The following is a 26,415-nucleotide window of genomic DNA, read 5'->3' as shown; positions in this document are numbered from 1 at the left end:
CTCAGAACTTCCAGTCCACCGCCAGGCTGACGCTGCGGGGCGCGCCCAGATAAGGCAGATTGCTGCTGAGGCTGGCTACATAGCGTTCATCGCCGAGGTTGTCGACGCGGGCCTGCAGCGTGGTCTGGCGGTCGATCTTGAAGGTGGCGCTGGCGCCGACGAGGTTGTAGGCGCCGTCCCAGATCGTGTTGGCGACATTGGCATAGCGCTTGCCGACATGGCGCCAGTCCATGCCCAGGCCCAGGCTCTCCAGCGGCTGCCAGTCCAGCGCGGCGCCGGCCACCCAGGTCGGCACATTCGCCGGGGTCTGGCCGGCGCGCGAGACCGTGCCTTCGGTGAAGGCTTTGTAGCGCGCGCGGGTGTGGCTCAGCTGTCCGCTCAGGCTCAGCTGGGCGCTGGGTCGCCACTGCAGCCTGAGCTCGGCGCCACGGCTGCTCTGCGCACCGACTGGCAGCACATTGCTGCTGTTGTTGGGGTCGGTGATGGAGAAGTTCTTGCGGCGCAGGTCGTACAGCGCCACGGTGGCCTGACCGCGCCCCTGGTCGAAGGCGAGCTTGCTGCCGATCTCGAGCTGGCGGCCGCGCGTCAGCTCGAAGCTGCGCAGCGCGCTGGCGCCGGCCGTGGCCAGCACGCCGGACGGCGGGTCGGCCGCGCTGCTGGTCTGGGCATAGACCTGCCAGTCCTTGCTGAGGTCCTTGACCAGACCCAGCCGGCCGGTCAGCGGCTTGAAGTCGGTCGTGAACAGGGCCGGATTGGTGGCTGTCACGGTGCGGTGGTTGCGCACATCCAGCGCGATGCGGTCCCAGCGCAAGGCGCTGACCAGGGCATAGCCGCCGCCCAGCACGGTGCGGTTCTCGACGAACAGCGCCAGCGTGCGCAGCAGATTGCTGGCGCCAGGGCTGTAGCCGGGCTTGATGCCCGGGGTGCTGTAGAAGTAGCTGGCGACGGGCTGGTAGGGATCGGTGGTGTCGAAAGGCCCGGCCACCGACAGCGGGAAGCGGGTCTGCTGGTTGAAGCTCCAGTCCAGGCCGGCCGCGAAGTCCGAGCGCAGACCGGCGATCTCGCTGCCGTGGCTCAGCTCGGTGCGGCTGCCCCAGACGCGCTGGTCATGGCGCTGCAGCAGCGCATCGCGGCGCTCGACTGCGCTGTTGCCGTTCTTGAAGACATAGGTCTCGACATTCTCGTAGTCGCGCAGCGCGTCGTAGAGGTAGAGCGTGTGGCTCAGCCGCGTGCGTTCGCTGACGCGCCACGCCAGGATGGAGCGGGCCCAGGTCACGTCCTGCTGGTAGCGGCCGTCGAGCACGTTGTAGTTGACGCCCAAGGTCGCCGCGTCGAAGTGCAGCTGGCCGGCGGGCACCGTGCCGTCGGCGGCGCGCAGCATCGGTGTGCCCCAGTAGGGTTGCATGACCTTCTCGTGCTGGCGCTCGACGGCCAGCGTGTGGGTCAGGCCCGCGCTCAGCGGCGCCAGCCAGGAGGCGCTGGCCTGCCAGGCCGTGCGCTCGCGGCCCTGGGTCCAGAGCGCGCCTTCGTTGCGGTTCAGCTCGACACGCAAGACCTGCTCGCCGAGACTGCGCTGCAGGCTGGCCGAGCCCTGGGCGCCGCGGTCGCCCAGGCCCAGGCGCAGGCGGCTGATGTCGCCGCCGCGATCCGCGATCTTGCTGATCACATTGATCGTGCCGCCCACCGCGCCCGAGCCGTTCAGAAAGCTCGAGGCACCGCCGATGGCCTCGACCCGCTCAACCAGCCAGCTGTCCAGCGGCCGCGCGGCGATCGCGTCGTACTGCACGCTGATGCCGTTGTAGAGCTGGGACAGCGAGCCCGAGCCGAAGCCGCGGTAGAACACGCTGCCGGCCGAGCCCGGCGGGTCGGCAAAGACCACGCCGGGCACGCTCTTGAGCACCTCCTGGGTATTGACATAGACGCGCCGCTCAATCTCATCGCGCGAGACCACGGTCACGCTAGCCGGGGTCTCGCGCAGGCTCAGGCCGAGCCGGGAGCTGCTGCCGGCGGCCTCGTCGAGATCGCTGCGCTGGGCGCTGCCGGTGACCAGGACCGGCTGCAGTTGTTCATGTTGGTGGGCGTGGGCACGGGTGCAGGCCAGCACAGCCAGCACGCTGATCAAATATTTTTTCATTGACGGACATGACAGAGGGGCCGGCCGCTGCAAGCAAGGCAGGGCCGGCGAAATCGGGCGAGGAACTACTGTCAGGTCGTCAGCGGGGGCGCGCGCGCCTGGGCGCTGGCCCAGACGGCGAGCAAGCGCGGGGCGCGCCAGAAAGCGAGCGGGCGCTCAAAGCCCAGGGTCGGCGAGGCGCCGGTGGGCAGGGTCGGCGGCGGGGCCGAGTGATCAACAGGCAACGTGCACAGCGGGCAATGCTCGCCCCAGGGGCTGCTCTTTTTTCCCAGCTCCAGCGGCGCCAGCGGATCCTCGGCAAGGACCGCCGTATCCAGGCGCACAAAGCCGGGGCCCTGCACGGTGCAGACTTCGACCCAGACGCTGTCGGAGCGGGTCTGCAGCGCATGGGCAAGACCCGGCACCAGAGCCGCCCACAGCAGCGCCAGCACGGCCAGCAAGGCCGTGCAGCGGTGGAAGGAGGTGTGGGCGCGCATCGCGAGAAGGATTCTAGACCCTGAGGTTCACTGCGCCGGGTCGCGGATCTCCCAGCGGACCGTGTCGATCTCGGCCAGCAGCTCCGGCGATAGCACCGTGCCCCAGGCCGCGATGTCCTCGTCAAGCTGGGCCTGGCTGGTGACGCCGATGATGGAGCTGGCGGTCTGCCAACGGCCATAGCACCAGGCCAGTGCCATGCGCGTCGGACTCAAGTCGTGCGCGCGGGCCAGCGCGTTGTAGCGCCGCGCGGCGGCGAGCGTCTCGGGCCGGGCCCAGCGCTGCTTCTTCATGCTCTCGAACAACGCGAGCCGGCCGGACGCCGGGTCGGCCAAGCCACTGGCGTCGTACTTGCCGGTCAGCGTGCCGAAGGCCAGCGGCGAGTAAGCCAGCAGCGAAACCTGGTGGCGGTACAGCGCCTCGTCGAGCCCGTTCTCAGGCACGCGGTTGACCAGGCTATAGGCATTCTGCACCGAGACCACGCGCGGCAGACCGTGCTGTTCCGCCAGATGGATGAACTCGGCCACGCCATACGGCGTTTCATTGGACAAGCCGATGTGTCGCACCTTGCCGGCCTTGACCAACTGGCCCAGCGCTTCGAGCTGGGCCAAGATGGGCGTGACTGGCTGGTCCTTGGCCGGCTCGAAGAACTGCCCGCCGAACATCGGCACATGGCGGGCCGGCCAGTGGATCTGGTAGAGATCGATATGGTCGATCTGCAGGCGCTGCAGGCTGGCCTCGCAGGCGGCGATGATGTCGGCGGCCGTCAGATCGGGCGAGCCCTGGCGGATCCAGCCGTAGCCGCGCGAGGGGCCGCTGACCTTGGTCGCGATCACCAGCTTCTCACGCAGGCCCGGCCGGCGGCTGAGCCAGCGGCCGATGATGCGTTCGGTATCCGCAAAGGTCTCGGCGCGGGCCGGCACCGGGTACATCTCGGCCATGTCAATGAAGTTGATGCCCTGGGCCACGGCGCTGTCCAGCAAGGCATGGCTGGCGGCCTCGTCGACCTGCTCGCCGAAGGTCATCGTGCCCAGGCAGATCCGGCTCACGCGCAAGTCCGAGCGGCCCAATGTGGTGAATTCCATCTTTCTTTACTCCTGGCTCCTGCGGCATGCAGGCCTGATCAGGCGGCAGTGTGCCGCAAGTCGCGGTCGGCCATCGCCGCTCGCTATGCGCCCGAATATTTTTTGCTTTACATCTATTTTTTATTGTTTTACAGTAAATTTCTTGTCAACACATGGCCACCATGAGCACCCACACCAGCCATTTCGGCGGCCAGCGCCGCATCCAGGGCCTGATACGGCTGGTGCGCCTGCTCGCCTTGGTGGGAGGTGCGGCCCAGCTGCTGCTGCCCCTGCTGTTCTGGAGCCAGCCGGAGTGGGTGGCCAGGGTGGCACGCCAGGAATGGGGCTCCAGTGCCGCCAACCTGCAACTGGACGGAGGCTCCCGCCTGGCCGGACTCGCGGCCTCGGCGCTGCCGGCCCTAGTAGGCGCCTGGGCGATGTGGCAGGTCTGGTGCCTGTTCGGCTGCTATGCGCGCAGCGAACTGCTGGCGCTGGCGCCGGTGCGTCATCTGCACCGCCTGGGCCTGGCACTGGTCGGCCTGGCGCTGGCGATGCCGCTGGGCCAGACCCTGGCTCTGCTGGCCCTGACCCTGGGCAATCCGCCCGGTGAGCGCCAGCTCGCGTTGACACTATCGTCCGAACACTATCTGTGCCTGCTGTTCGGCCTGATGCTGCTGGCCATTGCTGCGGTGATGCGAGAAGCGGTGCGAGTGGCAGACGAGAACGCCGAGTTCATCTGAGACAGGCAAGCGGCATGCCCATCCTCGTGACCCTGGACCTGATGCTGGCGCGGCGCAAAATGCGCTCGCGCGAGCTGGCCGAGCGCATCGGCATCACCGAGGCCAATCTCTCGCTCTTGAAATCCGGAAAGGTGCGCGGCGTGCGCTTTGAGACGCTTGCCCGAATCTGCGAGGTGCTGGAATGCCAGCCCGGCGATCTGCTGGGCTATGAGAGCGGCCCAGCAACGCCGGCCCAGGGTCCGGACGCATGATCAAGCGCCTGGCCCGGCCCGCGCTGCTGCTGGTGCTGCTGATCCACGGCCTACTTTGGCTGCTGCTGACGCAGGGGAACTCGTCCGCGCCTGCGCACAAAACCGAGCGGCAGCTGATCAGCCTGCGCCTGCAGCCCCTGGCCCGGCCGGCTGCCCGCCCTCAGCCGCCTGCTGTCGCGCCAAGACCGATCAGCATCACGCAGCCGCGTGCCGCAGCGCGGGCGATGCCCGACACGATCAGCGCGCAGCCACCTGCGGTCAACATCCCGCCCGAAGCCCTCGCCGCCAGTCCATCTGCCACGCCGCCTGCCTCCGCCCCCTTGCCCTCGCTGCTCGACAGCGAAGCGACGCGGCGCGCGGTGCGCCAGGCCGCGCTGAGCGCCCCCGAGGCGGCACAGGCGAAATCCCTGCCCGAGACCACCCAGCAACGACTGGGCCATGACATCGCCAGGAGCGCCGACGGCGACTGCCTGAAAGGCGAGTTCGCAGGCGGCGGCATGGGGTTGCTCAGCGCACCCTTTTGGCTGCTGGCGGAGGCGCGTGGCAAGTGCCGCCGCTGAACAGACAGAACATTCGACACGGAGTTGCCCATGACCAAGCCGATCTGGCTGCTGTACTTCATTGCCCTGCCCGCCGCACTGGCGCAGGCGCAGACGCAGCCGCCCGCCCAGCTCGACACCGTCCAGGTCGGCCTGGTGCGCGATCCCGCCGCGATGCCTTACGAGCGCATGAACACGATGCTGCAGGGGCTGAAGAAGTACGGCCAGGGCCTGATCGTGATGGACTTCAAGCTCGGCCCCAAGACCTTCACGGCCCAGCCCGCGCCGAAGCTGGCGGTGGCCCATGAGGAAGGCTATCTACCGATCAAGGTCGACGCCGAGGGCCGCTTCGAGCTGCCCTTGCTGCCGCCGGAGCAGGCCAAGGGGGCGGAGCTGGCCAGCAATATCCCGCGCGGAGCGGCAGAGATGCAGGGCCGCATCCGCCTGACCACGCCACCCGACCAGCTGAGCATGGCCACGGTGCGCCGTATCACCGGCATCGCCCGCACCCTGCGCAGCGAGCTGCTGCCCTGGTATGCGCGCTGGCTGTTCCCGCAGATCCAGGGCGTGCGGGTCTGCAGCGCCGAGGCGACGTGGGAGATGGAGTGGCGCGACGAGCAGGGCCAGTTGCTGGGCCTGCCGCTCGCGGCCGAGCCCAAGGATCGCGACCCCGACGCGCCCAAGGACAAGCCCAGCCCGCCCTGCACCACGCTGACCGGCGCCGAGCCCTGGCCCGACGCGGCACGCCTGGTGGCGCCGGCCGATGCCCGACTCAGCGTGCGGCTAACGAGCTCGCGGGCGCAGTAGCCGGAACCCGGCGATGACCGGGGCATTTGAATGCAAAACTGCAGATTGCATGCAAAGAGTGCATTCGAGGCGATCGCCTTGGCCATGCTCTGCGCGTAGCTTCAGATGATATTCACCTCTCCCTGCGCGTGCGCGCGGCTCTAAATTGCCAGAGCCGGGAGGCCGAGGTGTGCGAGATCCTGGAGGCTGCCATCAACACTCAGGGCCGCCTGAAGCTGGGTTCGCTGTCGGCTGATTTAGGCCGTCGGTCCAAGTTGAGCGATGCGGAACTCGCCGTGTTCGAGCGTACGCGTGACAAGAACAACGCCCAAGCCCCGGGCCTCGGATGATCATGCTCGACATGAGTGTGATGTAGCAACCGTTGCGCCACCCGTCCGAGCCACGGGTCAGCGAATGAACTGACGCCAAAGCGATGGAAGCCCTGTTCCTTGGCGCCATCACGGTGGCGCAGTCGCCGACGGGCGTCGCGCTGCTTCCGATCGGCCAGTGACGCACGCGGCTTCAAGAAAACCTGGAAAAGCGCGTGCTGCCCCCGTTCGCCGGCCGCATGCTGCCCTTTGATCCGCCCTGCACAAAGGCTGGTGCGGCCCTGATGGCCAAGGCCCGCAGTGCGGGCCCGGCCATTGCCTCGGCCCAAGGCTATTTCGGGGCGATCACAGCATCCCATGGCTTCGCCGTTTTCGCTCGGAACACCGGTCCTTTCGAAGCCGCTGCAGCGTCCGACATCAACCCATGACAGGCGTGATCTGCCGCGCCGCCGCCCGCTCCTGCTCCTGCCGCCGCAAAACGCCACGCTGCAGCTTGCCGGTGGTGGTCATCGGCAGGGCCTCAATGAACTCGATCTCCTTCGGGTATTCGTAGGGCGCGAGCCGGCCCTTGACATGGGCCTGCAGCTCGGCGATCAGCGCCGCCGAGCCCTGCTGCCCCGCAGCCAACACCACATAGGCCTTGACCAGGGCACCGCGCTCGGCATCAGGCTTGGGCACCACGGCAGCGTTCGCCACCGCCGCATGCTTGACCAGACAGTTCTCGATCTCGCTCGGGCCAATGCGGTAGCCGGCCGACTTGAAGACATCGTCGCTGCGGCCCTGGTACCAGAAATAGCCGTCCCTATCCTGCACCGCCATATCGCCGGTGCGGCACCAGCTGTCATCGGGATCGCCGGTGAACTTGGCTCGCGTAGCGTCCTCACGGCCCCAGTAGCCCAGGAAAAACACCGGATCGGGATGACCATGCACATCGCGCCGGTGTACCGCTACATCGCCGGCCACGCCAGGGGGACAGGTCTTGCCATCGGCGTCGATCACTGCGACGCGGTGGCCCGGATAAGCCCGACCCATGCTGCCGGGCCGGGCCGGCCAGAAGCGGCTGCAGTTGCCCACCACATAGTTGATCTCGGTCTGGCCGAACATCTCATTGACCGTCACACCCAGTTGCTCGCGGCAGTAGGCGAACACCGCATCGCCTACCGCCTCGCCGGCGCTCATGATGGCTTCGAGCTTAAGCGCATAGCGTTCACGCGGCCTCGGCAGCGCCTTCATCATCGCCTTCAGCGCGGTTGGGAACAAAAAGGTGTGGGTCACGCCGTGCGCGGCCATCAGCTCGAAGGCCTTGTCGGGCGCAAAGCGGCCCTGGTAGGCGACGATGGGCCTGCCGAAGTACAGCGTTGGCAAGAGCGCATCCATCAGCCCGCCGGTCCAGGCCCAGTCGGCCGGGCTCCAGAACACCGCCTGCGTGCCCTTGCCGGGCGCGGCCGGATCAAAGCCGAACCAGTTCTGGCTGGCGACAAAGCCGCTCAGATTGCCAATCAAAGCGCAGTTAGGGATCAGCGCGCCCTTGGGCGGGCCGGTCGTACCGCTGGTGTAGATCAGCACGGCGGCTTCGTCGGCCTTGGTCCGCTCGGCCGTGAAGCGGGCGTCCTCGGCCTGCAGCGCGGCCATCCAGCCAATCTCGTCACAGTCTGCCTGGCAGTCGCCGACGACGATCAGATGGCGCAGCGCCGGGCAGCGCGCACGCACGCTGCGCAGCGCCTCCAACGCCCCGCACTCGACCAGGGCCAGCACCGCACGGCTGTCCTGCAGCCGGTACTCCAGCGCCTCGGGGCCGAACAGCATGGACAGCGGCATCGCCACCGCACCGAGCTGGCTGATCGCGATCTGGGCCACCGCGGTCTCGAAGCGCTGTGGCAGCACCACCGCGACCCGGTCGCCGCGCCGCACACCCAGGCGCCGCAGCGCATTGCTGAGCCGGTTCGCGGCGCGCTGCAGCTGGCCGTAGCTGTAGTGCGCACGACAGCCGCTGTCGCTGTCGAACAGCACGGCCGTGGCCTCCGGCGTGTCGCGGGCCCAGCGCCCGCAGCAGGCCTCGGCGATACTGAAAAACTCGGGCACCTGCCAGCGGAACGCGCTGTGCAAGGCCGTGTAGGCGTCGTTCTTGTGGGTGCTCATCCGGCCTCCGCCTCGTGGCAATGAGCCGCTGAGGGTAGCGAGCAGCGACGCCAGCGGCCTCATGGCTTACCCTAGCGCCATGAAAAGCCCCAGCATCTATCACAACCCGCGCTGCTCCAAGTCCCGCGAGGCACTGGCCCTGCTTCAGGCCCGAGGCCTGAACCCCTTGGTGATCGAGTATCTGAAGACACCACCCGATGTTGCCGAGTTGCAGGGCCTGGTGGCCCTGCTGGGCCTCCCGGCCCGCGAGCTCCTGCGCAGCAGTGAGGACGAGTACCAGCGCCTGGGACTGGCCGACCCGTCGCTGGGCGAACTGGACCTGTTGGCGGCGATTGCCGCCCACCCCATCCTGCTGCAGCGCCCCATCGTCGTGCAGGATCGGCGTGCGCTGATCGCCCGGCCGCCGGAGTTGCTGCTAGGCTGGCTCTGAGCCGCGGTGCCGAGGGCTGCTGGCCGCCAGCAGCCGGATGGCCGACTGCTCCCGAGCAGCGGACGCCCTGCAGCCGTGCCGCATCGAGCGGGTGGCCGGCCCTCAGCCGCAGGCAATTGTCAAACTGCGTGCCCATGCTGAAGACCGCGCCGGCACGAAGCTGTAGCCCCGGCACCGAGTCTCTTCAAGTAGCGCGCAGGCGTCCAGGCCGCCGGGCAATGTAACCCACAGCACATAGCCGCCATCCGTGCTGCTGACCCGCGTGCCCGGCGGAAAGTGGGCCAGCACGGCCTCGCGCCAGGCCTGCAGCTGGGCGCCATTGCGGAGGCGACGCTGCTGAACCTGCTGATGTTCGGTGTTGCCGCAGTCGCCGCCTGGCGCATAGCCGCGTCGCCCTTCCCGGTCGCACGCGCGGCCTGCAGTGGCTGGTTCGCTGAAATGACGGCCGGCATGCGCTCCAAATGGGGCGTGCCGCTGAACCGCTGGTGGACAATAGTCGAGGCCTTGATGTTGGTGTTCGTGCTACCGGCCACCGGCCTGCTACTGCCGCTGCGCCTGCAGCCGCTGGGTCTGTCGTCGCTGTGCTTCGGTGCCTGCGCGGCGGCCCTGTCGCTGGGTCTGCTGGTGAGGGTGGCCGACATGGCAGACGCACTGATCGCCCGCATGGCGGCCGGGCATATCGCGGCAGCGCAACTGGCCGCGGCGACGGCGGCGGCCGGCGTGCTGCTGCATTTTCCGCTCGGCCAGGTCCATCTGCTGCTGGCGGCGGGCTTCTTGCTCAGCGGCGCGTTGCTGCTGGCAGTGCCGCAGTTGCCGCGCTTCCTCTTGCTAGACCATGCCGAGGAGAAGAACTGGTACGGGCCTCAGCACCCCGATGCCTTCGCGCGGCGGCGCTGACGGATCGCCCGGCCTCGGCCGGCCTCAGCAGCAGCGCTTGCCGGCGGTCTTACTGCTCAGCGTCGGCGGGTTCTCCTGGCCCGGCGGGTTCAGCGGCAGATACTCCTTCTCCGTCGCGGCGGTCACCAGGATCAGGCCTTGGCGCAGCTTGTCGTGGGTGACGTCGATGGTCGCCATATAGACAGGCGCCAAAAGGCGCTGAACCTTGCGCTTGGAAAGGCTCAGATAGCCGAAGCGCAGGCCGTCGCGGCACTCGAAGTCGATCTGGCTGTCTTGCTTGCCGCGCTGCAGCTCGAACTTGGCCTGCAGCTGGCTCAGTAACTGGCGAACCGCGCGCTCCGGGTGCAGCGGCTTGGCGCGCTCCAGCGCTTCGCCACCGGGACTGCGCAGCAGGGTCGAGAGCATGTCGAACTCGCCGTTGCCGGCGATCTGCAGCGCCGCCGAGGCGGGGCCCAGCACCGGGATGCCCTCGATGTGGTGCCGGAACGCACCGATCGCGCGGCACAGCACCGGCTCGCTCTGATGCCCGCTGCGGTCCGTAGCGGCCGCCTTGATCTGCCACAGCCGCTCGAAGCTCAAAGCCTCGCCGCGCCCTAGCGAGTCATGCAGGCCCAGCGACTGCAGCAGCTTGGCGGTGTGATCGGCGAGTTGCTGCTTGGGCTGGGCCTCTTTGAACAAAGCCTCCATCGGCGCCAGCCCGCTGCTGAGCTTGACCGCGCCGCTGGCGTGATAGAGCACGGCCCTGGCGCCCTCGCTCAGACGCACCAGCGTGTGGTCGTCGAAAGTCTCCCACTGGCCGCGTTCGAAGTTCTGGTCGCAGGCCTCGCTGCTGCCCTTGAGTAGCTTGCGAAGACGGCGCTGCTGCTCGTCGACCGAGCTTCGACGCAGCTCCAGAATGGCCAGCTCGGCGGGCAGCTCCTGCTTGAAGGAGGCCGCGAGCGATTCCATCAGTTGATTGATGTCCATGATTGTTGATGTCCGGTAAGAAGTTTGTTGAACGCTTCAGGCTTCGGCTCTCAGCCCTCGGTCCAGCGCCACAGCAAGCAGGCCTGGCGGCTGGGCGGCAGATCGGGCACGACGCTGCCATGGCCCCACAGATGGTCACGATTGAGCGCGCTGAGGTCCCAGCGAACATTGCCGTTGTTCCAGGTTGCAGCGTCGCCGACGCAGACGGTGATCGGGTGGTTGTCAACGGCCCAGTCGGAGACACCGTCATGCCAGGCATGCGAGACGGAGTCGCCATGCACCAGGTTGTGCGCCACATCCTCGCCACACTCGTCGGTGGTCCAGGCGTCGTACATGTTCTCCCAGGCACCGCAGTAGATATGCAGGCCGCCGAAGATGTTCCACAGCCCGGCCACGTTGTTGCGATCCACCGTCTTGCAGGAATAGGCCATCACCCATTCGGCATTCCAGTTCTCGCCCAGCTGCCAGTCGCCCGAGAAGGTGAACCAGCCGGTCTGCGGCGTGTCGTAAAGCATCAGGGCCTGGCCGTCCGCAGTGTGGTTGCCATGGGTCTCGATCCAGAATAGATCGACATCGTCGACCCAGCTCCGATCACCGCCGCCGCGGTCGTTGTCACGGATATCGGTCTCCCAGCAGTCGGTATTGGCCCAGTAGAACGCGCGGCCATGGCCGGCGCTGCGCAGCTTGCTGTCAAAGCCGTTGGCGCGATTGAAGGTGTAGGTCAGGTCACTCGATGTGGTCACGCCGGCGGCGCGGGCGTGGTTGCAGTAACGAATGGCTTCGATGCCGAATCTGGCCATGGGTGCCTCCTTGAGAGTAGCAGCCGGCAAGAGCGCCGGCTTGCTGTGCAGACTAGACAGCGGGCCACGTCCGCTCAACGATCAAGCTTGGGGGGGTCATGCTTCTAGGGGCCCTGCTCTCACTAGCCCGCAGGACGGATTGCCCCGATCGCGCCGGACGCACCGCGCAACACCCTTGTCCATCGGATGCGTTGCGCCGGGCAGGCACCTAGTGTCCGACCAAGCCGAACATGGATCGGCAGGGAGTCGCAATGAGCACGGAATCAAGGTTGGGTGGCAGCGGGCTGCTGAGCAGCGGTTGGCTGGCGGGTTGCTACTGGCGGCCGGTGCCTTCGTGCTGCGCGAGCCGCTGCTGCAGAGCACGCGGCAGGCCGACAACGAGCCGCGCATCGAGCAGCGCTTTGCGGTCCAGGATGTCGACGCACGGCTGTGGCATGCCCTGCTGGGTTCGGTGACGCCCGCCCGCGACGAGCGTTTACACAAGCTCGGCCGGGTCGAGCAGCAGAAGCTGAAACGCAAGCATCAAGGCTTGGCCGCCTTCAAGCGAGAGATCGCCACACATCTGTCGGCGGGCGACCGGGCCGGCCGCATCATCGTGCTGGCGACGATGATCTCAGGTGGTCCCTATGCCGAGTCGGTCGAGAGTCGGCGGCGTATGCGTTTTGCCGTGCTGGCGGCACTCATCGCGGCCGACTACGCGCCAGCCGACACTGAGCATCTGGGCTAATTCCTGCCATAGAGCCAGCCGCCGCGCACGCTGCCCGAGGCCGTGCCTTACAAATGGTTCAAGCCACTGCCGGGCCGCCAGCCCGCAGCCCACCCGGTGCTGGTGCTGTGGCTGGACAACGACCCGCTCTACGTAGAGCCTTTCGATACTTGGCGAGATTTACTCCGCCAGCTCGAGCCCGGTGCGCCGATCGCTAAGCCCTCGCGGCGGCTGTGGTGCGCGCTGGGTCCGATGGGGTCGGACAAGCTGCACGCGATGGTACGGAACAGAGAAGACAAGAGTATCAAGATAGACCACTTCAAGGGCTGGGACCTGCGCTTTTACTCGCTGGCCGCGACGGTATCCGACGCCAAGCTGCTGGAGGACACCTGGCGCGCGCGCAACGAAACCCTGGGTGCCAATTTTCAGCGCAAGGGCATCACGCTGCTGCACACCATCGGTGACGACAAGTCGCTGGCTGCCAGTCCGGTGAACGAGCTGGGGATGCGGGGTCTGAAAATGCGCGCCAGTCCCAAGCCCGGTGGCAACAGCGAGGCCCGCCAGGAGCGCGACCGCGAGATCTGCCGCGTCCGGACCCAGCATGCCGACTCGCCGCATCAGATCGCCATCGTCGCCGAATGGGAAACCTTGTACGGCCGCAGCCTGCGGCGCGAGTTCCGCATCGCCGAAGACGAGGACAAAGGTTCCTGCGTCAACCGCTTCCACAATGTCCGCGGCCTCGACGGCCTGATGCCCGAGCACGGCAGCGCGCCGTCGACGAGCGGCGGTGCGAAGGACGGCAACGCCGCCAAGGACGCCGGGCGCCGCAGCGACGGCAGCTTTATCGAGCGCGCCGATGGCCAGAGCCAGTACGACTACCTGCGCCGGCTGGCAGTGCGGCAGCGCGAACGCGACCGTAAAGTGCATGCCGGCGGCGTCGACGGCGCCGGTCTGCGCGCCATCGGCGTGCTGGGCAATGATGTGCACGATAAGCTGCTGGAGCTGCTGGAGCTGCAGGCGCTGCGCGAGCGCATCTAGACGCTCGACGAAGGCGCCTTCTCACCGTTCTCGCAGCAGCCGCTGCTCAAGCCGTGCTACTGCCCTTCGCGACGCTGGGCGGCTCCAGCCTGCTGGACTTCCTCGCGATGGCGAATATCTAAGGCCCGGACCTCAGGCCTTCGAGGCCAGTCGCAGGCGTGCCTCCAGCTCCTTGGTCGCGGTGATGTCGACAAAGGTGATCACCGCGCCGTCGATAACGTTATCGAGGCGCCGGTAGGGCATGATGCGCACCGAGAACCAGCGCTGATCGCTACTCAGGATCTGCTTCTCGGAGAACACCAGCGTGCGCAGCGTCTCGTGCGCGTCCTCATGCAGGTCGGGGTACTGCAGGCTGGTGGTCAGGTCGCTGAGCGGCCGGCCGATGTCGCTGTCGCGCAGATTGATCAGCTTGGATGCACGCTCGGTGAAGCGTCGCACATTCAGGCCCTGGTCCAGGAAGAGCATCGCGATATCGGTGCTGTTGAGCAGATTCCTCATATCGCTCTGCGCCAGCGCAAGATCGTCAAGCTTGGTCTGCATCTCGGCATTGACGGTTTGCAGCTCCTCGTTCATCGACTGCATTTCCTCCTTTGAGGTGGTCAACTCCTCGTTCGCCGATTGGAGCTCTTCGTTGGTGGACTGCAGCTCCTCGTTCGCCGACTGCAGCTCCTCCTTCGTCGCCCGCGCCTCCTCTCGCAGTGCCTGGATCTCGTCGCGGCACTGCTGCAGCTCGGCCGAGACGTCCGGGACGGGCGGCGTCTTGCGCCGGCCGCGGCCGGCCGGCAGCGCGGCGACATCGCGGAACACAATCATCACCATGCCCTGCAGCACCCCGGGCTCGCGCACCGCCTGCACCGTCACATCGACCGTCTGCACGCCGGGCATGGCCGGCAGGTGCAAGCCGCGCAGCAGCACCGGCTCGTCTTGCAGAACCACCTGGCGAAGAGCCTCGCTGACCGGCGCGCGCAGGCCCTCGCGCACCATTGCATGGAAGTTCCAGTTGGCCTTGCCGGATGCCGGTTCCAGATACTTGCCGGTGCGACCGCTGATGTAGACGATGTCGCCGGCCGGGCTCACCACCACGGCCGGCGGCGCATGCACCTGCAGCAGCAGATGGTCGGCCGCCACCTGCAGGCTCTCGGGGTTCTCGGGACCCGCAGCGGGGGATTGGCTAGAGCTCAAGACGGACTCCTGGCTGAGCTTTGTAAGAGGGGGGAACGACGTCATCATGAATTCGCTGCCGGCGACAGCATGGTCCTGGCGCAGGTACAGACGCAGCTTCGAGTCGATCGCGCCAAACAGATGGGTGAAGCGCCCCACTGTTTCGGAGCTGCCCAGCAGCAGTACACCGCCGGGCCGAAGGCTGTAGTGAAACAGCGGTAGCAGCCGGCGCTGCAGCGCCGCGTCGAAGTAGATCATCAGATTGCGGCAGCAAAGCAGGTCGAGCTTGGTGAACGGGGGGTCCAACAGCACATCGTGCTGTGCGAACAGCACGCTGTCGCGGATGCTCTTGCCTATGCGATACCCACCCTCGTGCACGGTGAAGAAGCGCGCCAGCCGCTGCGGCGAGATCTGCTCGCGCAGCGCAGCCGGGTACTGGCCCCGGCGCGCGCTGCCAATCGCGTCCGGGCTCAGGTCCGACGCAAAGATCTGCAAGCTGCAACTGCGGTGTTGGGGCAGGCGCTGCACCACTTCGGCAAACACAATGGCCAGCGAGTAGGCCTCCTCGCCAGTGGAGCAGCCGACCACCCAGGCGCGCAGCTGGGTCTGGCCGGCGCGGCGCGCCAGCAGCTCCGGCAGCGTCTGCTCGGCCAGTTGCTGCCAAACAGGGCCATCGCGGAAGAAGCGGGTCACCCCGATCAGCAGTTCCTTGAACAGCAGCTCCACCTCCTGCGGGTTCTCACTGAGGAAGTCTGCATAGCCGGCCATGCTCGTCAGCGCGTGGATTGCCATGCGCCGCTCGATGCGGCGATGCAGGGTGCTGGGCTTGTAGAGCGAGAAGTCATGTCCGGTGCGCTGCCGCAGCAAGCCGAAGATGCGCTGCAGATCCCCGGGCTGAGCGGCCGACGCCGGCTCGCACGCCAGCCAGGACAGGATGCGGCCCGGCAGCGCCTGCGGCGGCTCGACCAGAGTCACGCAGCCGGTGGCGATCGCGCTCTTTGGCATCGCATCGAACTGCGCGGTCTCGGGCGCCTGTGCCGCACCCAGCCCGCCCACCGCATGCACGGCCTGCAGCCCCAGCGTGCCGTCGGCCCCCATGCCTGACAAGACCACCGCGATGGCTTGCCGCCCCTGCTCACGGGCCAGCGAGGAGAACAGCACATCGACGGGCAATCGCAGACCGCGCGGCTCCGAGGGCGGGGCCAGTTGCAGCCGCCCGCCCGCCACGCTCAGCTCGGTGTTCGGGCCGATTACGTAGACGCTGTCGGGCACTATGAGCTGCTGCGCCTGGGCCTGGCGCACCGGCAGCACCGTCACCCGCTGCAGCAGCTCGGGCAGCAGCGCCTTCTGCGTCGGATCGAGATGCTGGACCACGATATAGGCCAGGCCGCTGCGCGCCGGTACCTGGGCCAGAAATTGCTCTAGCGCCACCAGCCCCCCGGCCGACGCGCCCAGCCCGACGATGCGGGGGCAGACGGCGGCACTCTGGGGTGGGGATGTGGGCACGACGTCCGATGGACTCATGGGGGCGCGAAGAAAATGGCGGCGCGGCGAGTATCCCCCGGCGCCCAGGCGGGTCAGAGGGGCGGCAGCAAGCGATCGCACTCTCGGCGCACCACCCGGTAGCACTCGCAGGCCCGAGCTTCCAGTCCCTGGCGGTCCAGCACGGTGATATGGCCGCGGCTGCCCTCGATCAGTCCCAGCTCGCGCAAATGGCCAGTAGCCTCGGTGACGCCTTCGCGGCGCACTCCCAGCAATCCGGCAATGGTTTCGTGGGTGATCACCATCTCATTGCCTCTCAGGCGGTCCAGGCTCAGCAGGAGCCAGCGGCAGAGCTGCTGCTCCAACCCGTGGCGCCGGTTGCACACCGCCGTCTGCGCCATCTGCGTGATCAGGGCCTGGGTGGAGCGCAGCAGCAATTGGGTCAGCGCACCGCCGCGATGAAACTCCGCCAGCAGCGGCACCGCCTTGATGCGCCAGGCCTGACCGGCACATTGCACGAAGGCCCGGCCGGGCATGCTTCCGCCGCCCATGAACAGGGCAACGCCAACCGCTCCTTCGTTGCCGACGACCGCAATCTGCGTGGCCGCGCCGTTTTCGGTCGGGCACAGCAGGCTGACCACGGCGCTGATCGGGAAATACAAATACTTCAGGTCCAGGCCGGGCTCCTGAATCACTTGGCCATAGCGCAGCTGCACCGGCTCCAAGTCGGCCCAAAGGCCTTTCTGGTCGGCCTCGCTGAGCGCCGTCAGCAGTCGGTTGGCCGGCGTCTCGGGCTCGCAAGCGAGCAACGGGCGGGCGAGTGCATGTCCCATCGCAGGCAGGCCTCCGGGCCACTCAGGCGCGCAGCGCTGGCATGGGCGCCGCACGCAGGCCGGCACTCTCAACCATGGCCTGCAGCGCATCGCCGCGCTGCTCGGCGCGGCACAAAGCCTCGCTGAGCTCCAGCAATTGCTGTTCCATCTGCTCATGCTGCAGATCCAGTTCCACCTGATGCACTTGCAACTCGTGCAGCAGCTTCAGCGCGTCGGCCGCACTGGCCGGATCGCTGGCCAGACGGTGCAGCAGGCTCAGGGCCTGCGCACTGCTACTCCACCCCAGGGTCTTGGGTGCCTGGCCGCCGTGCAGGCGTGCCTCGGCATGCTGGCGCAACTCTGATAGCTTGCTCGGGTCAACTGCATGCATGGACATTTAGTCCTCCCTGGGATTGCGTTGCACGAGAACCGTGATAGTACCCCCCACAAGACGCACTCAAGCTGGGGCAGCGCCCAATTGCGCCTTTAAATACTTCAGAAAGGCCTGGGCCGCATGCGAGAGCGTACGGCCCATCAAGGTCTGCACCACGATGTTTCGCAAGTCCAAGCCGCGGTCGCGCAGGCGCACGCAGGCCAGTTCGCCGCGGTCGACCTGGTAGCGGATCGAGATCTCGCCCGAGATTGTCACGCCCTCCTCCTGGTGACGCAGAAAGCCGAACAGGCTGCCGATGTAATTGCTGGTCAGGATGGGCGCGACGTTCAGGCGCTGGCGGCTACAGGCGATATCGAAGAGCTGGCGCACCGTGGTGTCCTGCTCTGGCAGCGCAATCGGATAGGCCAGCAGTTGCGACAGGCCGACCTGCTTGAAGCGCGTCAGCGGATGGCCGGCGCGCATCACCGCCAGCACTGGCGAGGGTTGTGAGTGCTCGACCTTCAGGTCCTTCTCGGCACTACGACTCATCGTGATGCCGATGTCGGCATCACCCTGCAGCACCCGGCGCGTCGCCTCGGCCGGCGGGTCGACCGAGAGATGGAACTGGATGCCCGGATGCTGGCGCGAGAAGTCGGCGATCAAGCGCGGCATGAACTCCATCGAGAAGCCCTCCGTCGAGGCCAGGTGCACGCGGCCGCGCTGCATGCCCTTGAGCGCCTGGATGTCGTGCACCGCGCGCTCGGCGTCGTGGGCCGACTTCAGTGCATGCACGGCAAGCACCTCACCGGCTGCACTAGGCACCATGCCACGCGCATGGCGGTCGAACAGGCTTGCACCCAGCAGGTCCTCCAGCTGGGCGATATGGCGGCTGATCGAGGAGCCGGCGACGTTCAGGCGCTGCGAGGCTTCGCTGATCGATCCGCACCGGATCACCTCAAGGAAATAGCGCAGCGCGGTGTCCTGCAGCTGGCGGGCAACGAGGGGATTGTTGGACATCAGGGTTAACGCTTGCCTTGCCTTTTTGGCATCGCAGCTCTCGAAATTTTGAAATGGCGCAAAGCTTGCGCTGCCCGCATTCTTGCCGACATCGCGATGTTTTTCGCTCGAACTGACGAAGGAATCGACCGCCATGCGCCTGACTGCTATCGCCGCCCTGCTGATGTGCTCCATGCTTGCCGCCCATGCGGGCAAGGCCAACGACACCCTGGTCTACGCCTCGGACAACGAGGTCGAGAACGTCAGTCCTTATCACAACAATATGCGTGAGGGCGTGATCCTGGCAAACATGGCCTGGGACACGCTGATCCACCGCGACCTGAAGACCGGCGAGTACAAGCCGCAGCTGGCCACCGCTTGGAAGTGGGAGTCACCGACCGCCCTGCTGTTGACCTTGCGGACCGGTGTCACTTTCCACAACGGCGACAAGTTCTCCGCCGACGATGTCGTGTTCACCTTCAATACCGTGACCGGCCCCGACGCCAAGATCGCGACGCGCCAGAACACCGACTGGATCAAAGACGTGGTCAAGGTCAGCGAGACCCAGGTGCGCATCAACCTGAAGACTCCCTTCCCGGCCGCGCTCGAATACCTGGCCGGCCCGACCCCGATCTATCCGGGCGCCTACTTCAAGAAGGTCGGCCTGGAAGGTTTCAGCAAGGCCCCCATCGGCACCGGCCCCTACAAGATCACGGCAGTCACCCCGGGCCAGGGCGTGACCATGGTCAAGAACCCCGTCTACTTCAAGGACAGCCCGCTGGGCCAGCCTCAGATCGGCACCGTCAAGTTCGTCGTGATCCGCGACCCGGAGGCGCGCGCTGCCCAGCTGATGACCGGCGCGGTCGACTGGATCTGGCGTGTGCCGGCCGACCAGGCCGAGTCGTTCAAGGCCATGCCCAAGATGACCGTGCTCAGCGGCGAGACCATGCGCGTGGGCTTCATGTCCATCAACAACAATGGCACGACACCGGAGAGCGCCCCTTTCAAGGACGCCCGCGTGCGCCAGGCACTGAACCACGCAATCAACCGCAAGGGCATGGCCGACAACCTGGTGCGTGGCGGCAGCCAGCCGGTCTATGCGCCCTGCTTCCGCACCCAGTTCGGTTGCGACACCACGAGCGTCGTCAAGTACGACTACAACCCCACTAAAGCCAAAGCCTTGCTGGCCGAGGCCGGCTACGCCAACGGCTTTGACACCGACCTCTGGGCCTACCGCGAGCGCGACTACGCCGAGGCCATCATCGGAGACCTGCGCAAGGTCGGCATCCGAGCGCGCCTGCACTTCGTCCAGTACCCGGCGCTGCGCACCGAGTTGCGCTCGGGCCGCGCGCCGCTCTCCTTCCAGGCATGGGGCTCGTTCTCGATCAACGATGCGTCGGCTTTCGTCGGCAACTACTTCAAAGGCGGCCCCGACGACACCGCAAAGGACCCGCAGACCATCGCGCTGCTGCAGACCGCCGACGCCACCGTCGACAAGGCCGAGCGCAAGAGCAAGTACGCGAAGGCGCTGCAACGTATCTCCACCGAGGCCTTCTGGGCACCGATGTTCTCGTACTCGACCAACTACGCCTTCACCTCCGATCTCAAGTTCGAAGCCCAGCCGGACGAGCTGCCGCGGTTTTTCAAGGCGAGCTGGAAGTAAGCAAAACAGAAGGAAAGCCGGGAGCCGCTGCCATGCTCATCTACATCTTGCGACGACTGCTGGTGGCCGCCAGCGTGATGCTGACGGTCGCCGTGCTCAGCTTCATGCTGCTGCATCTGTCGGGCGACCTGGCCACCGCCATCGCGGGGGCCGAGTCGACCTCGGCCGACATCGAGAAGATCCGTGCGCAATATGGCCTGAACCGGCCGATAACCACGCAGTTCTTCGACTGGTTGGGCGCGGCGGCGCAGCTGGATTTCGGCCGCTCCTTCTATTTCCAGAACACCGTGATGGAGCTGATTGGCGAGCGTCTACCGATCACGCTCAAGCTCGGCGCGGTGGCCCTGCTGCTGGCCGTCGCGGTGGCGATCCCGCTCGGGGTTCTGGCCGCCATCTATCGCGACAGCTGGGTCGACCGCCTCGCTCTGATGATTGCTGTCGTCGGCCAGGCAATGCCGAACTTCTGGTTCGCGCTGACCCTGATCCTGATCTTTGCGGTCGGCCTGCAATGGCTGCCGGTAGCGGGCAACGAGAGCTGGCTGCATTTCGTGCTCCCGGCCATCGCACTGGGTTACTACGCGATGCCTTCGCTGATGCGCCTGACACGCGCCGGCATGCTGGACGTGCTGGGCTCGGACTACATCCGCACCGCCCGTGCCAAGGGCCTGAGCCCAGCACGCGTGATCTTCAAACATGCGCTGCGCAACGCCATCATCCCGGTGGTCGCGCTGGCCGCGGTGGAGCTGGGCTTCATGCTGGGTGGCTCGGTGGTGATCGAGTCGGTCTATTCGCTGCAGGGTCTGGGCCAGCTGGCCTGGGATTCGATCGCGCGCAACGACTACCCAGTCGTGCAGGCGGTCGTACTGATCATCGCCAGTTTCTACATCGCGCTGACTTTTGCCGCCGATGTACTGAACGCCGCGCTCGATCCGCGCATGCGCACCAAGGAGTGAGCCGCCATGACGTCCACCACACATACCCTGCCTGCGCCCCTGACCCAACCCGCGCTGCCTCGCTGGTTGCGTCGCGTATTGGGCCATCACGGCCTGACCTTGGGCGCCATCATCCTCGGCGCCATCGCGCTAGCAGCGCTGTTCGCGCCCTGGATCGCGCCGCATGACCCCTTCGCGCAAGACATCAGCCAGCGCCTGATCCCACCGGTCTGGCATGAGCGCGGCTCCTGGGAGCACATGCTGGGCACCGACAAGCTGGGCCGCGACTATCTCAGCCGCTTGTTGTACGGCGCACGCGTCTCGCTGCTGATCGGCTTGTCGGCCGCGCTGATCTCGGGCCTTATCGGTACGACCATGGGTCTGCTGGCCGGCTATTTCGGCGGCAAGGTCGATGCGGTGGTCAGTTACATGATCACGACACGGCTGGCGATGCCAGTGGTGCTGGTCGCGCTGGCGATGAGCTCGCTGGTGGGAGGTTCGCTGAAGGTCGTGATCGTACTGCTGGGTCTACTGCTGTGGGACCGGTTCGCGATCGTCACCCGCTCGGCTACCCAGCAACTGCGCGACGCCGAGTTCATCGCCGCTGCCAAGGCGCTGGGCGCGTCGACGCCATACATCCTGCTGCGCGAGCTGCTGCCGAATCTGATGAGTGCGCTGACAGTGGTCACCACCTTGGAGATGGCTCACGCCATCCTGCTCGAATCGACCTTGTCATTCCTGGGCCTTGGCGTTCAGCCGCCAACACCCTCCTGGGGCCTGATGGTGGCCGAGGGCAAGGCCTATATGTTCTTCCAGCCCTGGGTCATTGTGCTTCCGGGCCTGGTGCTGGCGCTGCTGGTGCTGGCGATCAATCTGGTCGGCGACGGCATCCGAGATATCACGGCCCCTGATGGCCGCAATTGAAGGGACCCCGATGAGCGACGTTCTGCTGGACGTAAAAAACCTGCGCGTGGACCTGCCCACCGAGCGCGGTCTGCTGCACGCGGTGCGCGGCATCGACTTCCAGGTGCGGCGCGGCGAGATGCTGTGCCTGGTCGGTGAATCGGGCTGCGGCAAGTCGATGACTTCGCTGGCGTTGATGGGACTGCTGCCGCGCAAGGCCCAGCGCAGTGCCGATCACATCCGCTTCGCCGGCCCGGACCTGCAGCGGCTCAAGGAGCGTGAAATGGCGCGGCTGCGCGGTGCCCGCATCGCGATGATCTTCCAGGAGCCAATGACATCGCTGAACCCCTCCTACACCTTGGGCGACCAGCTCTGCGAAGCCCTGCGCGCGCATCGCAAGGTCAGCGCCGCCCAGGCCCGCGAGCGGGCGGTGTACCTGCTGGAGCGCGCTGGCGTGCCTCAGGCAGCCGAGCGCCTGGGCCAATATCCCCACCAGCTCTCCGGCGGCCTGCGCCAGCGCGTGATGATCGCAATGGCGCTGATGTGCGAGCCCGAGCTGATCATTGCCGACGAACCGACCACGGCGCTGGATGTGACCATCCAGGCCCAGATCCTGCGGCTGATCCGCGAGCTGCAGCAGGAGTTCGCAACCGCAGTGGTCTTCATCACCCATGACCTGGGGGTGGTGGCGCGCATCGCCGACCGGGTCGCTGTGATGTATGCCGGCCAGGTCGTCGAGACCGCGCCGGTGGCCGAGCTGTTCGCCAGGCCGACACACCCCTACACCCGCGGCCTGCTGGGCTGCATCCCGGTGCGCGGCAAGACGCTGCCGGGCAGCCGTCTGCAGTCGATCCCCGGCGTGGTGCCCAGCCTGATCGGGCCGGTCGAAGGCTGCGCCTTCGCGAACCGCTGTCCGCAGGCTCAGGACCTGTGTCAACAGGCGCCGCTGAACGTGCCACTCAATGAGCGACACCAAGTCCGTTGCGTGTCGGCCCGCCCCGACGTGGCAGCACTGATCGCGGAGGCCGCATGATCGAAGCGAATGACAAGGACATCGCGCTGGAGCTCTGCGCGCTGAGTCGCCGCTTCAAGCTCAAGCGCGGCCTGTTCCGCGCTCCGGGCGTGATCACGGCGGTGGACAACATCTCGCTGCGTATCCGGCGCGGTGAGACCCTGGGCCTGGTCGGCGAATCGGGCTGCGGCAAGAGCACGCTAGCCAAGATCCTGCTAGGCCTGCTCAAGCCCAGCGCAGGCAATGTGCTGGTCGACGGCAAGGAGGTCAATCCGAGAGAGCGCCGTGCGCTGGCTCGCCGCATCCAGCCCATCTTCCAAGACCCTTATTCGTCGCTGAACCCGCGTCGCACCGTGGCCGACAGCGTCACCGTGCCGCTGCGACTGCACCGGGTCGGCACGGCCGCCGCGCAGCAGGCCACTGTTAAGAAGATGTTGGACCTGGTGGGTCTGCCTGAGCGCACACACGGCCAGTACCCGAGCCAGCTCTCCGGCGGCCAGCGCCAGCGGGTGGCCATTGCGCGCGCGCTCGTGTTGCGGCCCGACATCCTGATCTGCGACGAGCCGACCTCGGCGTTGGACGTCTCGGTCCAGGCCCAGATCCTGAACCTGTTGATGGACCTCAAGGCCGAGTTCGGCCTCACCTATCTCTTCATCAGCCATGACCTCGGCGTTGTCGAGCATCTGGTCGATCGCGTGGCGGTGATGTACAAAGGCCAAATCGTCGAACTCGGCACGCGCGAGCAGATCTTCGACCGCCCGGTACATGCCTACACCCGCCGGCTGCTGGCCTCGGCGCTGACCCCCGAGCCGGGTCTGGGCATCCCCGATATCGACCGCGTCGCGGTCGCCTGATTTCACCGAAGGAGACTCCGCACATGAGCCGCGAACAAGCCATCGCCCAGACCCTCGCCACTTTCGACGATGGGCGCTTCCTGCAGACGCTGGCACGCCGCGTCGCCTACAAGACCGAGAGCCAGGACCCGGCCAGCGGGCCCATCCTGCACGCCTACCTGGACGAAGAGATCGCGCCCTATCTGCAGACCCTGGGTTTTCGCTCTCGAATCGTCTCAAACCCGGTGGCCGGGAAGAGCCCCTTCTTGCTGGCCGAGCGCATCGAGCCCGGCGCCGCCTTCACGGTGCTGACCTATGGCCACGGCGACGTCGTGCGCGGCTATGACGCGCAATGGCGCGAAGGCCTCAAGCCCTGGAATGTCGTCGTCGAAGGCAATCGCTGGTATGGCCGCGGCACCGCCGACAACAAAGGTCAGCACAGCATCAATCTGAGCGCGCTGGAACAGGTGCTCGCGGTGCGCGCAGGCAAGCTGGGCTACAACGTCAAGGTCATCCTGGAGATGGGCGAGGAGGATGGCTCGCCCGGACTCAACGAAGTCTGCGCGCTGCATGCCGAGCTGCTGAAGGCCGACCTCTTCTTAGCCTCTGACGGCCCGCGCGTTGCGGCCGGCAAGCCGACGATGTTCCTCGGCTCGCGCGGCGTCTTCAATTTCGACCTGCATCTGAAGCTGCGCGATGGCGGCCACCACTCGGGTAACTGGGGCGGCCTGCTGCGCAACCCCGGCATCCGCCTGGCCCACGCGATTGCCAGCTTGGTCGACGAAAACGGCCGCATCCTGGTGCCCGGCTTATTGCCGCCCGAACTGCCGGCCAGCGTGCGCAGCGCGCTGAAGCTCATCGAGGTCGGCGGCGGCCCGGACGATCCCGAGATCGACCCGGACTGGGGCGAACCCGGCCTGACGCCGACCGAGCGAGTGATCGGCTGGAACAGCCTGGAGGTTCTGGCGTTCACCTGCGGCAACCCGACGATGCCGGTGCACGCGATTCCGCCGACAGCGCGCGCGCACTGCCACATGCGATATGTCGTCGGCAGCGATCCGGCGCAGTTTCTGCATCACATCCGAGAGCACCTGGAGGCCCAAGGCTTCGATGATGTCGAGGTGCGCGGCACCGATGTTCACATGGCGGCGACAAGGCTTGACCCCGATGATGCCTGGGTGCGATGGGGCCTGGCCTCGATGGAGCGCAGCAGCGGCAAGACGCCGGCCCTACTGCCCAATCTGGGTGGCTCGCTGCCCAACGATGTGTTCTCCGAAACCCTGGGCCTGCCGACGCTGTGGGTGCCGCACTCGTACGCCGCCTGCTCCCAGCACGCGCCCAACGAGCACATCCTGGCCGACCTGAGCCGTGAGGCGCTGCAGATAATGGCGGGGATGTTCTGGGATCTTGCCGAGGAAGGGCCGGCAGTGATGCGACAACGGGCGTGAGAGGCTGAAGGCGGCGGCTGTCTACACTGGGCTTTGGCCGCCCCGCATCGGGCGGCAGATCCTGCGCGAGGAGTGGATGGAGCTCAATGGAAGCACAGTGGTTTGTCATCGTGGTCGGCGCCGTCGTCGCCGGCTTTGTTCAGGGCCTGTCGGGCTTTGGCTTCAGCCTCACCGCGATGTCCTTCTGGGCCTGGTCGTTGGAGCCGATGCTGGCCGCCTCGCTGGCGGTGTTCGGCTCGCTGACCGGCCAGATCGTCGCGGCCGTGACTATGCGGCGCGGCTTCGAGTGGCGGGCGCTGCTGCCCTTTTTGCTCGGCGGTGCCGCCGGCATTCCGATCGGCGTGGCCATCCTGCCGGTGCTAGACGTGCCTTGGTTCAAGGCGGGGCTCGGTCTGTTCCTGGTGCTGTGGTGCCCGGCCATGCTGGCCAGCGCCAGACTGCCTCACATCCGGCACGGCGGGCGCATGGCCGACGGCATCGCCGGCGCGCTGGGCGGGGTGATGGGCGGCATCGGTGGTTTCACCGGCACGATCCCGACGCTGTGGTGCACCCTGCGCGGCTTCGCCAAGGACAAGCAGCGCGCCATCATCCAGAACTTCAACCTGGCCGCGCTGAGCGTCACAATGGCCATCTATCTGGGCCAGGGCTTCGTCACCCGTGAGATGCTACCGATGTTCGCCGTGGTCGCGCCAGCGCTGCTGTTGCCCAGTCTGCTCGGCGCGCGGCTGTATCGCAGCATCTCGGAGACGGCCTTTCGCCGTCTGGTGCTGAGCCTGCTGACCCTGTCGGGCCTGGCCCTGCTGGCCTCGGCCGTGCCGCAGTTGCTGCAACGACTTTGAACCGGGGCGGAGGAGCTAGGCCAACACATCGACACGTATGCCCTGGCCCTGATGCTGCTGCATCATTGCCAAGGCGCGCTGCAGCATCCGCTGCTGTGCCTTCTCATTGTGCTGCTCGGCCCAGCTGATGCCGTCCTGTGCGAGTTGCATGAAGTCGACCCTCTCCTGATCGTCCAGTGTTGCGGCAGCGCCCGAGACCGGCATCCTCAGCGTCATGCCGAGAAACCCCGAGCTGTCGCTCAAGGACATCTCGCCGCTCTTGATTTGCGCGTTCATCCAGTCGAACAGCTCAGCCCTGCTCATGTGGCTGAAGTCGGCCTGGTTGGACTGCGGACTTCCCGCACCGGGTGAGATCGGCTCGGCTGCGGCCGATGAGGGTGGCTCTTGCGCGCGCGAGCGCGTCGCCGTGCGCTGAGCGGCAGGGGCGTATGCCGGTGCGGTGTCGATTCTCACGATGGGTATCCCTGCAAGCGTGTACATCCAGTCGGAAAGGCGTCCGTCTCAGCGAAACCCTCTCGCTGGAACTGTGCGTCCGAGTGTTGCGCATCAATCACGACCGAATTCCGGGAGATGCAGCCCCAATGCCGCCCTGTTTTGGCAGAAACTGTGAGTCACCGTCTTGGCTGCCGCGACAGTCCAGCGTAGGGCCTGGGCAGACGAGCGCCACC

Annotated in this window: 27 protein-coding genes; 16 read left to right on the top strand and 11 right to left on the bottom strand. The window is 66.8% G+C overall.

Translation table 11 applies throughout. The features are described 5' to 3' along the window. Position 1 precedes the first annotated feature (1 nt). The 3 genes from OOZ63_RS04320 to OOZ63_RS04310 all read right to left on the bottom strand — a co-directional run bounded on the left by OOZ63_RS04320 (position 2) and on the right by OOZ63_RS04310 (position 3,693). Positions 2-2,134 (bottom strand): TonB-dependent receptor, encoded by a 2,133-nt coding sequence (locus OOZ63_RS04320; protein WP_266004117.1) that lies wholly within the window; start codon positions 2,132-2,134, stop codon positions 2-4. Positions 2,135-2,205: 71 nt separating this feature from the next. Continuing rightward, positions 2,206-2,610, bottom strand: coding sequence for a DUF2946 family protein (locus OOZ63_RS04315; RefSeq protein ID WP_266004116.1), 405 nt, complete (start codon positions 2,608-2,610; stop codon positions 2,206-2,208). Between the two features lie 27 nt (positions 2,611-2,637). Beyond that, positions 2,638-3,693 carry an aldo/keto reductase gene (locus OOZ63_RS04310; protein ID WP_266004115.1) on the bottom strand — a complete coding sequence of 352 codons (1,056 nt, stop codon included), beginning with the start codon at positions 3,691-3,693 and terminating at the stop codon, positions 2,638-2,640. Positions 3,694-3,854: 161 nt separating this feature from the next. On the opposite strand from OOZ63_RS04310, the gene OOZ63_RS04305 reads away from it, so the two are divergent. The 5 genes from OOZ63_RS04305 to OOZ63_RS04285 are packed head-to-tail and all read left to right on the top strand — an operon-like array spanning position 3,855 to position 6,338. Beyond that, positions 3,855-4,412 carry a DUF2975 domain-containing protein gene (locus OOZ63_RS04305; protein WP_266004114.1) on the top strand — a complete coding sequence of 186 codons (558 nt, stop codon included), beginning with the start codon at positions 3,855-3,857 and terminating at the stop codon, positions 4,410-4,412. A gap of 14 nt (positions 4,413-4,426) precedes the next feature. Continuing rightward, on the top strand, positions 4,427-4,663 hold the full coding sequence (locus tag OOZ63_RS04300; protein ID WP_266004113.1) for a helix-turn-helix domain-containing protein: 237 nt from the start codon (positions 4,427-4,429) through the stop codon (positions 4,661-4,663). Then, complete coding sequence (locus tag OOZ63_RS04295) at positions 4,660-5,223, top strand: hypothetical protein (protein ID WP_266004112.1); 564 nt, start codon at positions 4,660-4,662, stop codon at positions 5,221-5,223. The genes OOZ63_RS04300 and OOZ63_RS04295 overlap by 4 nt, the downstream gene beginning before the upstream one ends. A gap of 30 nt (positions 5,224-5,253) precedes the next feature. Beyond that, entirely contained in the window at positions 5,254-6,009 is a 756-nt protein-coding gene (locus tag OOZ63_RS04290) for a hypothetical protein (protein ID WP_266004111.1), read from the top strand. A 26-nt stretch (positions 6,010-6,035) separates the two neighbouring features. After that, positions 6,036-6,338: a FitA-like ribbon-helix-helix domain-containing protein gene (locus tag OOZ63_RS04285; RefSeq protein WP_266004109.1), complete on the top strand. Its 303-nt coding sequence runs from the start codon at positions 6,036-6,038 to the stop codon at positions 6,336-6,338. A gap of 396 nt (positions 6,339-6,734) precedes the next feature. On the opposite strand, the gene OOZ63_RS04280 is transcribed toward OOZ63_RS04285, so the two are convergent. Continuing rightward, on the bottom strand, positions 6,735-8,456 hold the full coding sequence (locus tag OOZ63_RS04280; RefSeq protein WP_266004107.1) for an acyl-CoA synthetase: 1,722 nt from the start codon (positions 8,454-8,456) through the stop codon (positions 6,735-6,737). A gap of 79 nt (positions 8,457-8,535) precedes the next feature. On the opposite strand from OOZ63_RS04280, the gene arsC reads away from it, so the two are divergent. Beyond that, the gene (arsC, locus tag OOZ63_RS04275; protein ID WP_266004106.1) at positions 8,536-8,886 is read left to right on the top strand and encodes an arsenate reductase (glutaredoxin); all 351 of its coding nucleotides are present in this window, start codon (positions 8,536-8,538) and stop codon (positions 8,884-8,886) included. A gap of 276 nt (positions 8,887-9,162) precedes the next feature. Beyond that, positions 9,163-9,783 carry a hypothetical protein gene (locus tag OOZ63_RS04270; RefSeq protein WP_266004105.1) on the top strand — a complete coding sequence of 207 codons (621 nt, stop codon included), beginning with the start codon at positions 9,163-9,165 and terminating at the stop codon, positions 9,781-9,783. A 24-nt stretch (positions 9,784-9,807) separates the two neighbouring features. Here the strand turns inward: OOZ63_RS04270 and OOZ63_RS04265 are convergent, their stop codons facing one another. Then, positions 9,808-10,749: a hypothetical protein gene (locus OOZ63_RS04265; RefSeq protein WP_266004104.1), complete on the bottom strand. Its 942-nt coding sequence runs from the start codon at positions 10,747-10,749 to the stop codon at positions 9,808-9,810. A gap of 50 nt (positions 10,750-10,799) precedes the next feature. Then, on the bottom strand, positions 10,800-11,549 hold the full coding sequence (locus tag OOZ63_RS04260) for a DUF6345 domain-containing protein (RefSeq protein WP_266004102.1): 750 nt from the start codon (positions 11,547-11,549) through the stop codon (positions 10,800-10,802). A gap of 298 nt (positions 11,550-11,847) precedes the next feature. Between OOZ63_RS04260 and OOZ63_RS04255 the strand changes: the two genes are divergently transcribed. Then, the gene (locus tag OOZ63_RS04255; protein ID WP_266004100.1) at positions 11,848-12,276 is read left to right on the top strand and encodes a hypothetical protein; all 429 of its coding nucleotides are present in this window, start codon (positions 11,848-11,850) and stop codon (positions 12,274-12,276) included. A 42-nt stretch (positions 12,277-12,318) separates the two neighbouring features. Next, a complete protein-coding gene (locus OOZ63_RS04250; RefSeq protein ID WP_266004099.1) occupies positions 12,319-13,293 on the top strand; it encodes a hypothetical protein in 975 nt (324 codons plus the stop codon). A gap of 132 nt (positions 13,294-13,425) precedes the next feature. On the opposite strand, the gene OOZ63_RS04245 is transcribed toward OOZ63_RS04250, so the two are convergent. From OOZ63_RS04245 to OOZ63_RS04230, 4 genes are read right to left on the bottom strand one after another with little or no spacing between them, the layout of a single operon-like run. After that, positions 13,426-15,978: a chemotaxis protein CheB gene (locus OOZ63_RS04245; RefSeq protein WP_266004098.1), complete on the bottom strand. Its 2,553-nt coding sequence runs from the start codon at positions 15,976-15,978 to the stop codon at positions 13,426-13,428. A 53-nt stretch (positions 15,979-16,031) separates the two neighbouring features. After that, on the bottom strand, positions 16,032-16,769 hold the full coding sequence (locus tag OOZ63_RS04240; protein ID WP_266004097.1) for a Crp/Fnr family transcriptional regulator: 738 nt from the start codon (positions 16,767-16,769) through the stop codon (positions 16,032-16,034). 22 nt (positions 16,770-16,791) lie between these two features. After that, positions 16,792-17,145: a hypothetical protein gene (locus tag OOZ63_RS04235; protein WP_266004095.1), complete on the bottom strand. Its 354-nt coding sequence runs from the start codon at positions 17,143-17,145 to the stop codon at positions 16,792-16,794. Between the two features lie 60 nt (positions 17,146-17,205). After that, positions 17,206-18,138 carry a LysR family transcriptional regulator gene (locus tag OOZ63_RS04230; protein ID WP_266004094.1) on the bottom strand — a complete coding sequence of 311 codons (933 nt, stop codon included), beginning with the start codon at positions 18,136-18,138 and terminating at the stop codon, positions 17,206-17,208. A 133-nt stretch (positions 18,139-18,271) separates the two neighbouring features. Here OOZ63_RS04230 and OOZ63_RS04225 point away from each other — a divergent pair, with 133 nt between their 5' ends. The 7 genes from OOZ63_RS04225 (at position 18,272) to OOZ63_RS04195 (ending at position 25,747) form a co-directional block, all read left to right on the top strand. Next, on the top strand, positions 18,272-19,780 hold the full coding sequence (locus tag OOZ63_RS04225) for an ABC transporter substrate-binding protein (RefSeq protein ID WP_266004092.1): 1,509 nt from the start codon (positions 18,272-18,274) through the stop codon (positions 19,778-19,780). Between the two features lie 32 nt (positions 19,781-19,812). Next, a complete protein-coding gene (locus tag OOZ63_RS04220) occupies positions 19,813-20,733 on the top strand; it encodes an ABC transporter permease (protein WP_266004090.1) in 921 nt (306 codons plus the stop codon). Positions 20,734-20,739: 6 nt separating this feature from the next. After that, positions 20,740-21,636, top strand: coding sequence for an ABC transporter permease (locus OOZ63_RS04215; protein ID WP_266004088.1), 897 nt, complete (start codon positions 20,740-20,742; stop codon positions 21,634-21,636). Between the two features lie 10 nt (positions 21,637-21,646). Further along, the gene (locus OOZ63_RS04210; protein WP_266004086.1) at positions 21,647-22,648 is read left to right on the top strand and encodes an ABC transporter ATP-binding protein; all 1,002 of its coding nucleotides are present in this window, start codon (positions 21,647-21,649) and stop codon (positions 22,646-22,648) included. Beyond that, positions 22,645-23,481 (top strand): ATP-binding cassette domain-containing protein, encoded by an 837-nt coding sequence (locus OOZ63_RS04205; RefSeq protein ID WP_266004085.1) that lies wholly within the window; start codon positions 22,645-22,647, stop codon positions 23,479-23,481. Before OOZ63_RS04210 ends, OOZ63_RS04205 begins: the two co-directional genes overlap by 4 nt. 23 nt (positions 23,482-23,504) lie before the next feature. Next, positions 23,505-24,908: a M20 family metallopeptidase gene (locus OOZ63_RS04200; protein WP_266004084.1), complete on the top strand. Its 1,404-nt coding sequence runs from the start codon at positions 23,505-23,507 to the stop codon at positions 24,906-24,908. A gap of 86 nt (positions 24,909-24,994) precedes the next feature. Next, on the top strand, positions 24,995-25,747 hold the full coding sequence (locus OOZ63_RS04195) for a sulfite exporter TauE/SafE family protein (RefSeq protein WP_266004083.1): 753 nt from the start codon (positions 24,995-24,997) through the stop codon (positions 25,745-25,747). Between the two features lie 15 nt (positions 25,748-25,762). On the opposite strand, the gene OOZ63_RS04190 is transcribed toward OOZ63_RS04195, so the two are convergent. Continuing rightward, positions 25,763-26,200 carry a hypothetical protein gene (locus OOZ63_RS04190; RefSeq protein WP_266004082.1) on the bottom strand — a complete coding sequence of 146 codons (438 nt, stop codon included), beginning with the start codon at positions 26,198-26,200 and terminating at the stop codon, positions 25,763-25,765. Positions 26,201-26,415: the final 215 nt, after the last annotated feature.

The sequence above is a fragment of the Paucibacter sp. PLA-PC-4 genome (assembly GCF_026241155.1).
In the GTDB taxonomy this organism is placed as follows: domain Bacteria; phylum Pseudomonadota; class Gammaproteobacteria; order Burkholderiales; family Burkholderiaceae_C; genus Roseateles_E.
The sequence above is the reverse complement of the archived record's forward strand: the minus strand, read 5'-3'. Positions and strand labels throughout refer to the sequence as shown.

What these genes read in the sequence shown, in the direction of transcription:
- OOZ63_RS04320 (WP_266004117.1), bottom strand. Translation starts at nt 2,134, where the DNA reads ATGAAAAAATATTTGATCAGCGTGCTGGCTGTGCTGGCCTGCACCCGT.
- OOZ63_RS04315 (WP_266004116.1), bottom strand. Translation starts at nt 2,610, where the DNA reads ATGCGCGCCCACACCTCCTTCCACCGCTGCACGGCCTTGCTGGCCGTG.
- OOZ63_RS04310 (WP_266004115.1), bottom strand. Translation starts at nt 3,693, where the DNA reads ATGGAATTCACCACATTGGGCCGCTCGGACTTGCGCGTGAGCCGGATC.
- OOZ63_RS04305 (WP_266004114.1), top strand. Translation starts at nt 3,855, where the DNA reads ATGAGCACCCACACCAGCCATTTCGGCGGCCAGCGCCGCATCCAGGGC.
- OOZ63_RS04300 (WP_266004113.1), top strand. Translation starts at nt 4,427, where the DNA reads ATGCCCATCCTCGTGACCCTGGACCTGATGCTGGCGCGGCGCAAAATG.
- OOZ63_RS04295 (WP_266004112.1), top strand. Translation starts at nt 4,660, where the DNA reads ATGATCAAGCGCCTGGCCCGGCCCGCGCTGCTGCTGGTGCTGCTGATC.
- OOZ63_RS04290 (WP_266004111.1), top strand. Translation starts at nt 5,254, where the DNA reads ATGACCAAGCCGATCTGGCTGCTGTACTTCATTGCCCTGCCCGCCGCA.
- OOZ63_RS04280 (WP_266004107.1), bottom strand. Translation starts at nt 8,456, where the DNA reads ATGAGCACCCACAAGAACGACGCCTACACGGCCTTGCACAGCGCGTTC.
- arsC (WP_266004106.1), top strand. Translation starts at nt 8,536, where the DNA reads ATGAAAAGCCCCAGCATCTATCACAACCCGCGCTGCTCCAAGTCCCGC.
- OOZ63_RS04265 (WP_266004104.1), bottom strand. Translation starts at nt 10,749, where the DNA reads ATGGACATCAATCAACTGATGGAATCGCTCGCGGCCTCCTTCAAGCAG.
- OOZ63_RS04260 (WP_266004102.1), bottom strand. Translation starts at nt 11,549, where the DNA reads ATGGCCAGATTCGGCATCGAAGCCATTCGTTACTGCAACCACGCCCGC.
- OOZ63_RS04245 (WP_266004098.1), bottom strand. Translation starts at nt 15,978, where the DNA reads ATGAGTCCATCGGACGTCGTGCCCACATCCCCACCCCAGAGTGCCGCC.
- OOZ63_RS04240 (WP_266004097.1), bottom strand. Translation starts at nt 16,769, where the DNA reads ATGGGACATGCACTCGCCCGCCCGTTGCTCGCTTGCGAGCCCGAGACG.
- OOZ63_RS04235 (WP_266004095.1), bottom strand. Translation starts at nt 17,145, where the DNA reads ATGTCCATGCATGCAGTTGACCCGAGCAAGCTATCAGAGTTGCGCCAG.
- OOZ63_RS04230 (WP_266004094.1), bottom strand. Translation starts at nt 18,138, where the DNA reads ATGTCCAACAATCCCCTCGTTGCCCGCCAGCTGCAGGACACCGCGCTG.
- OOZ63_RS04225 (WP_266004092.1), top strand. Translation starts at nt 18,272, where the DNA reads ATGCGCCTGACTGCTATCGCCGCCCTGCTGATGTGCTCCATGCTTGCC.
- OOZ63_RS04220 (WP_266004090.1), top strand. Translation starts at nt 19,813, where the DNA reads ATGCTCATCTACATCTTGCGACGACTGCTGGTGGCCGCCAGCGTGATG.
- OOZ63_RS04215 (WP_266004088.1), top strand. Translation starts at nt 20,740, where the DNA reads ATGACGTCCACCACACATACCCTGCCTGCGCCCCTGACCCAACCCGCG.
- OOZ63_RS04210 (WP_266004086.1), top strand. Translation starts at nt 21,647, where the DNA reads ATGAGCGACGTTCTGCTGGACGTAAAAAACCTGCGCGTGGACCTGCCC.
- OOZ63_RS04205 (WP_266004085.1), top strand. Translation starts at nt 22,645, where the DNA reads ATGATCGAAGCGAATGACAAGGACATCGCGCTGGAGCTCTGCGCGCTG.
- OOZ63_RS04200 (WP_266004084.1), top strand. Translation starts at nt 23,505, where the DNA reads ATGAGCCGCGAACAAGCCATCGCCCAGACCCTCGCCACTTTCGACGAT.
- OOZ63_RS04195 (WP_266004083.1), top strand. Translation starts at nt 24,995, where the DNA reads ATGGAAGCACAGTGGTTTGTCATCGTGGTCGGCGCCGTCGTCGCCGGC.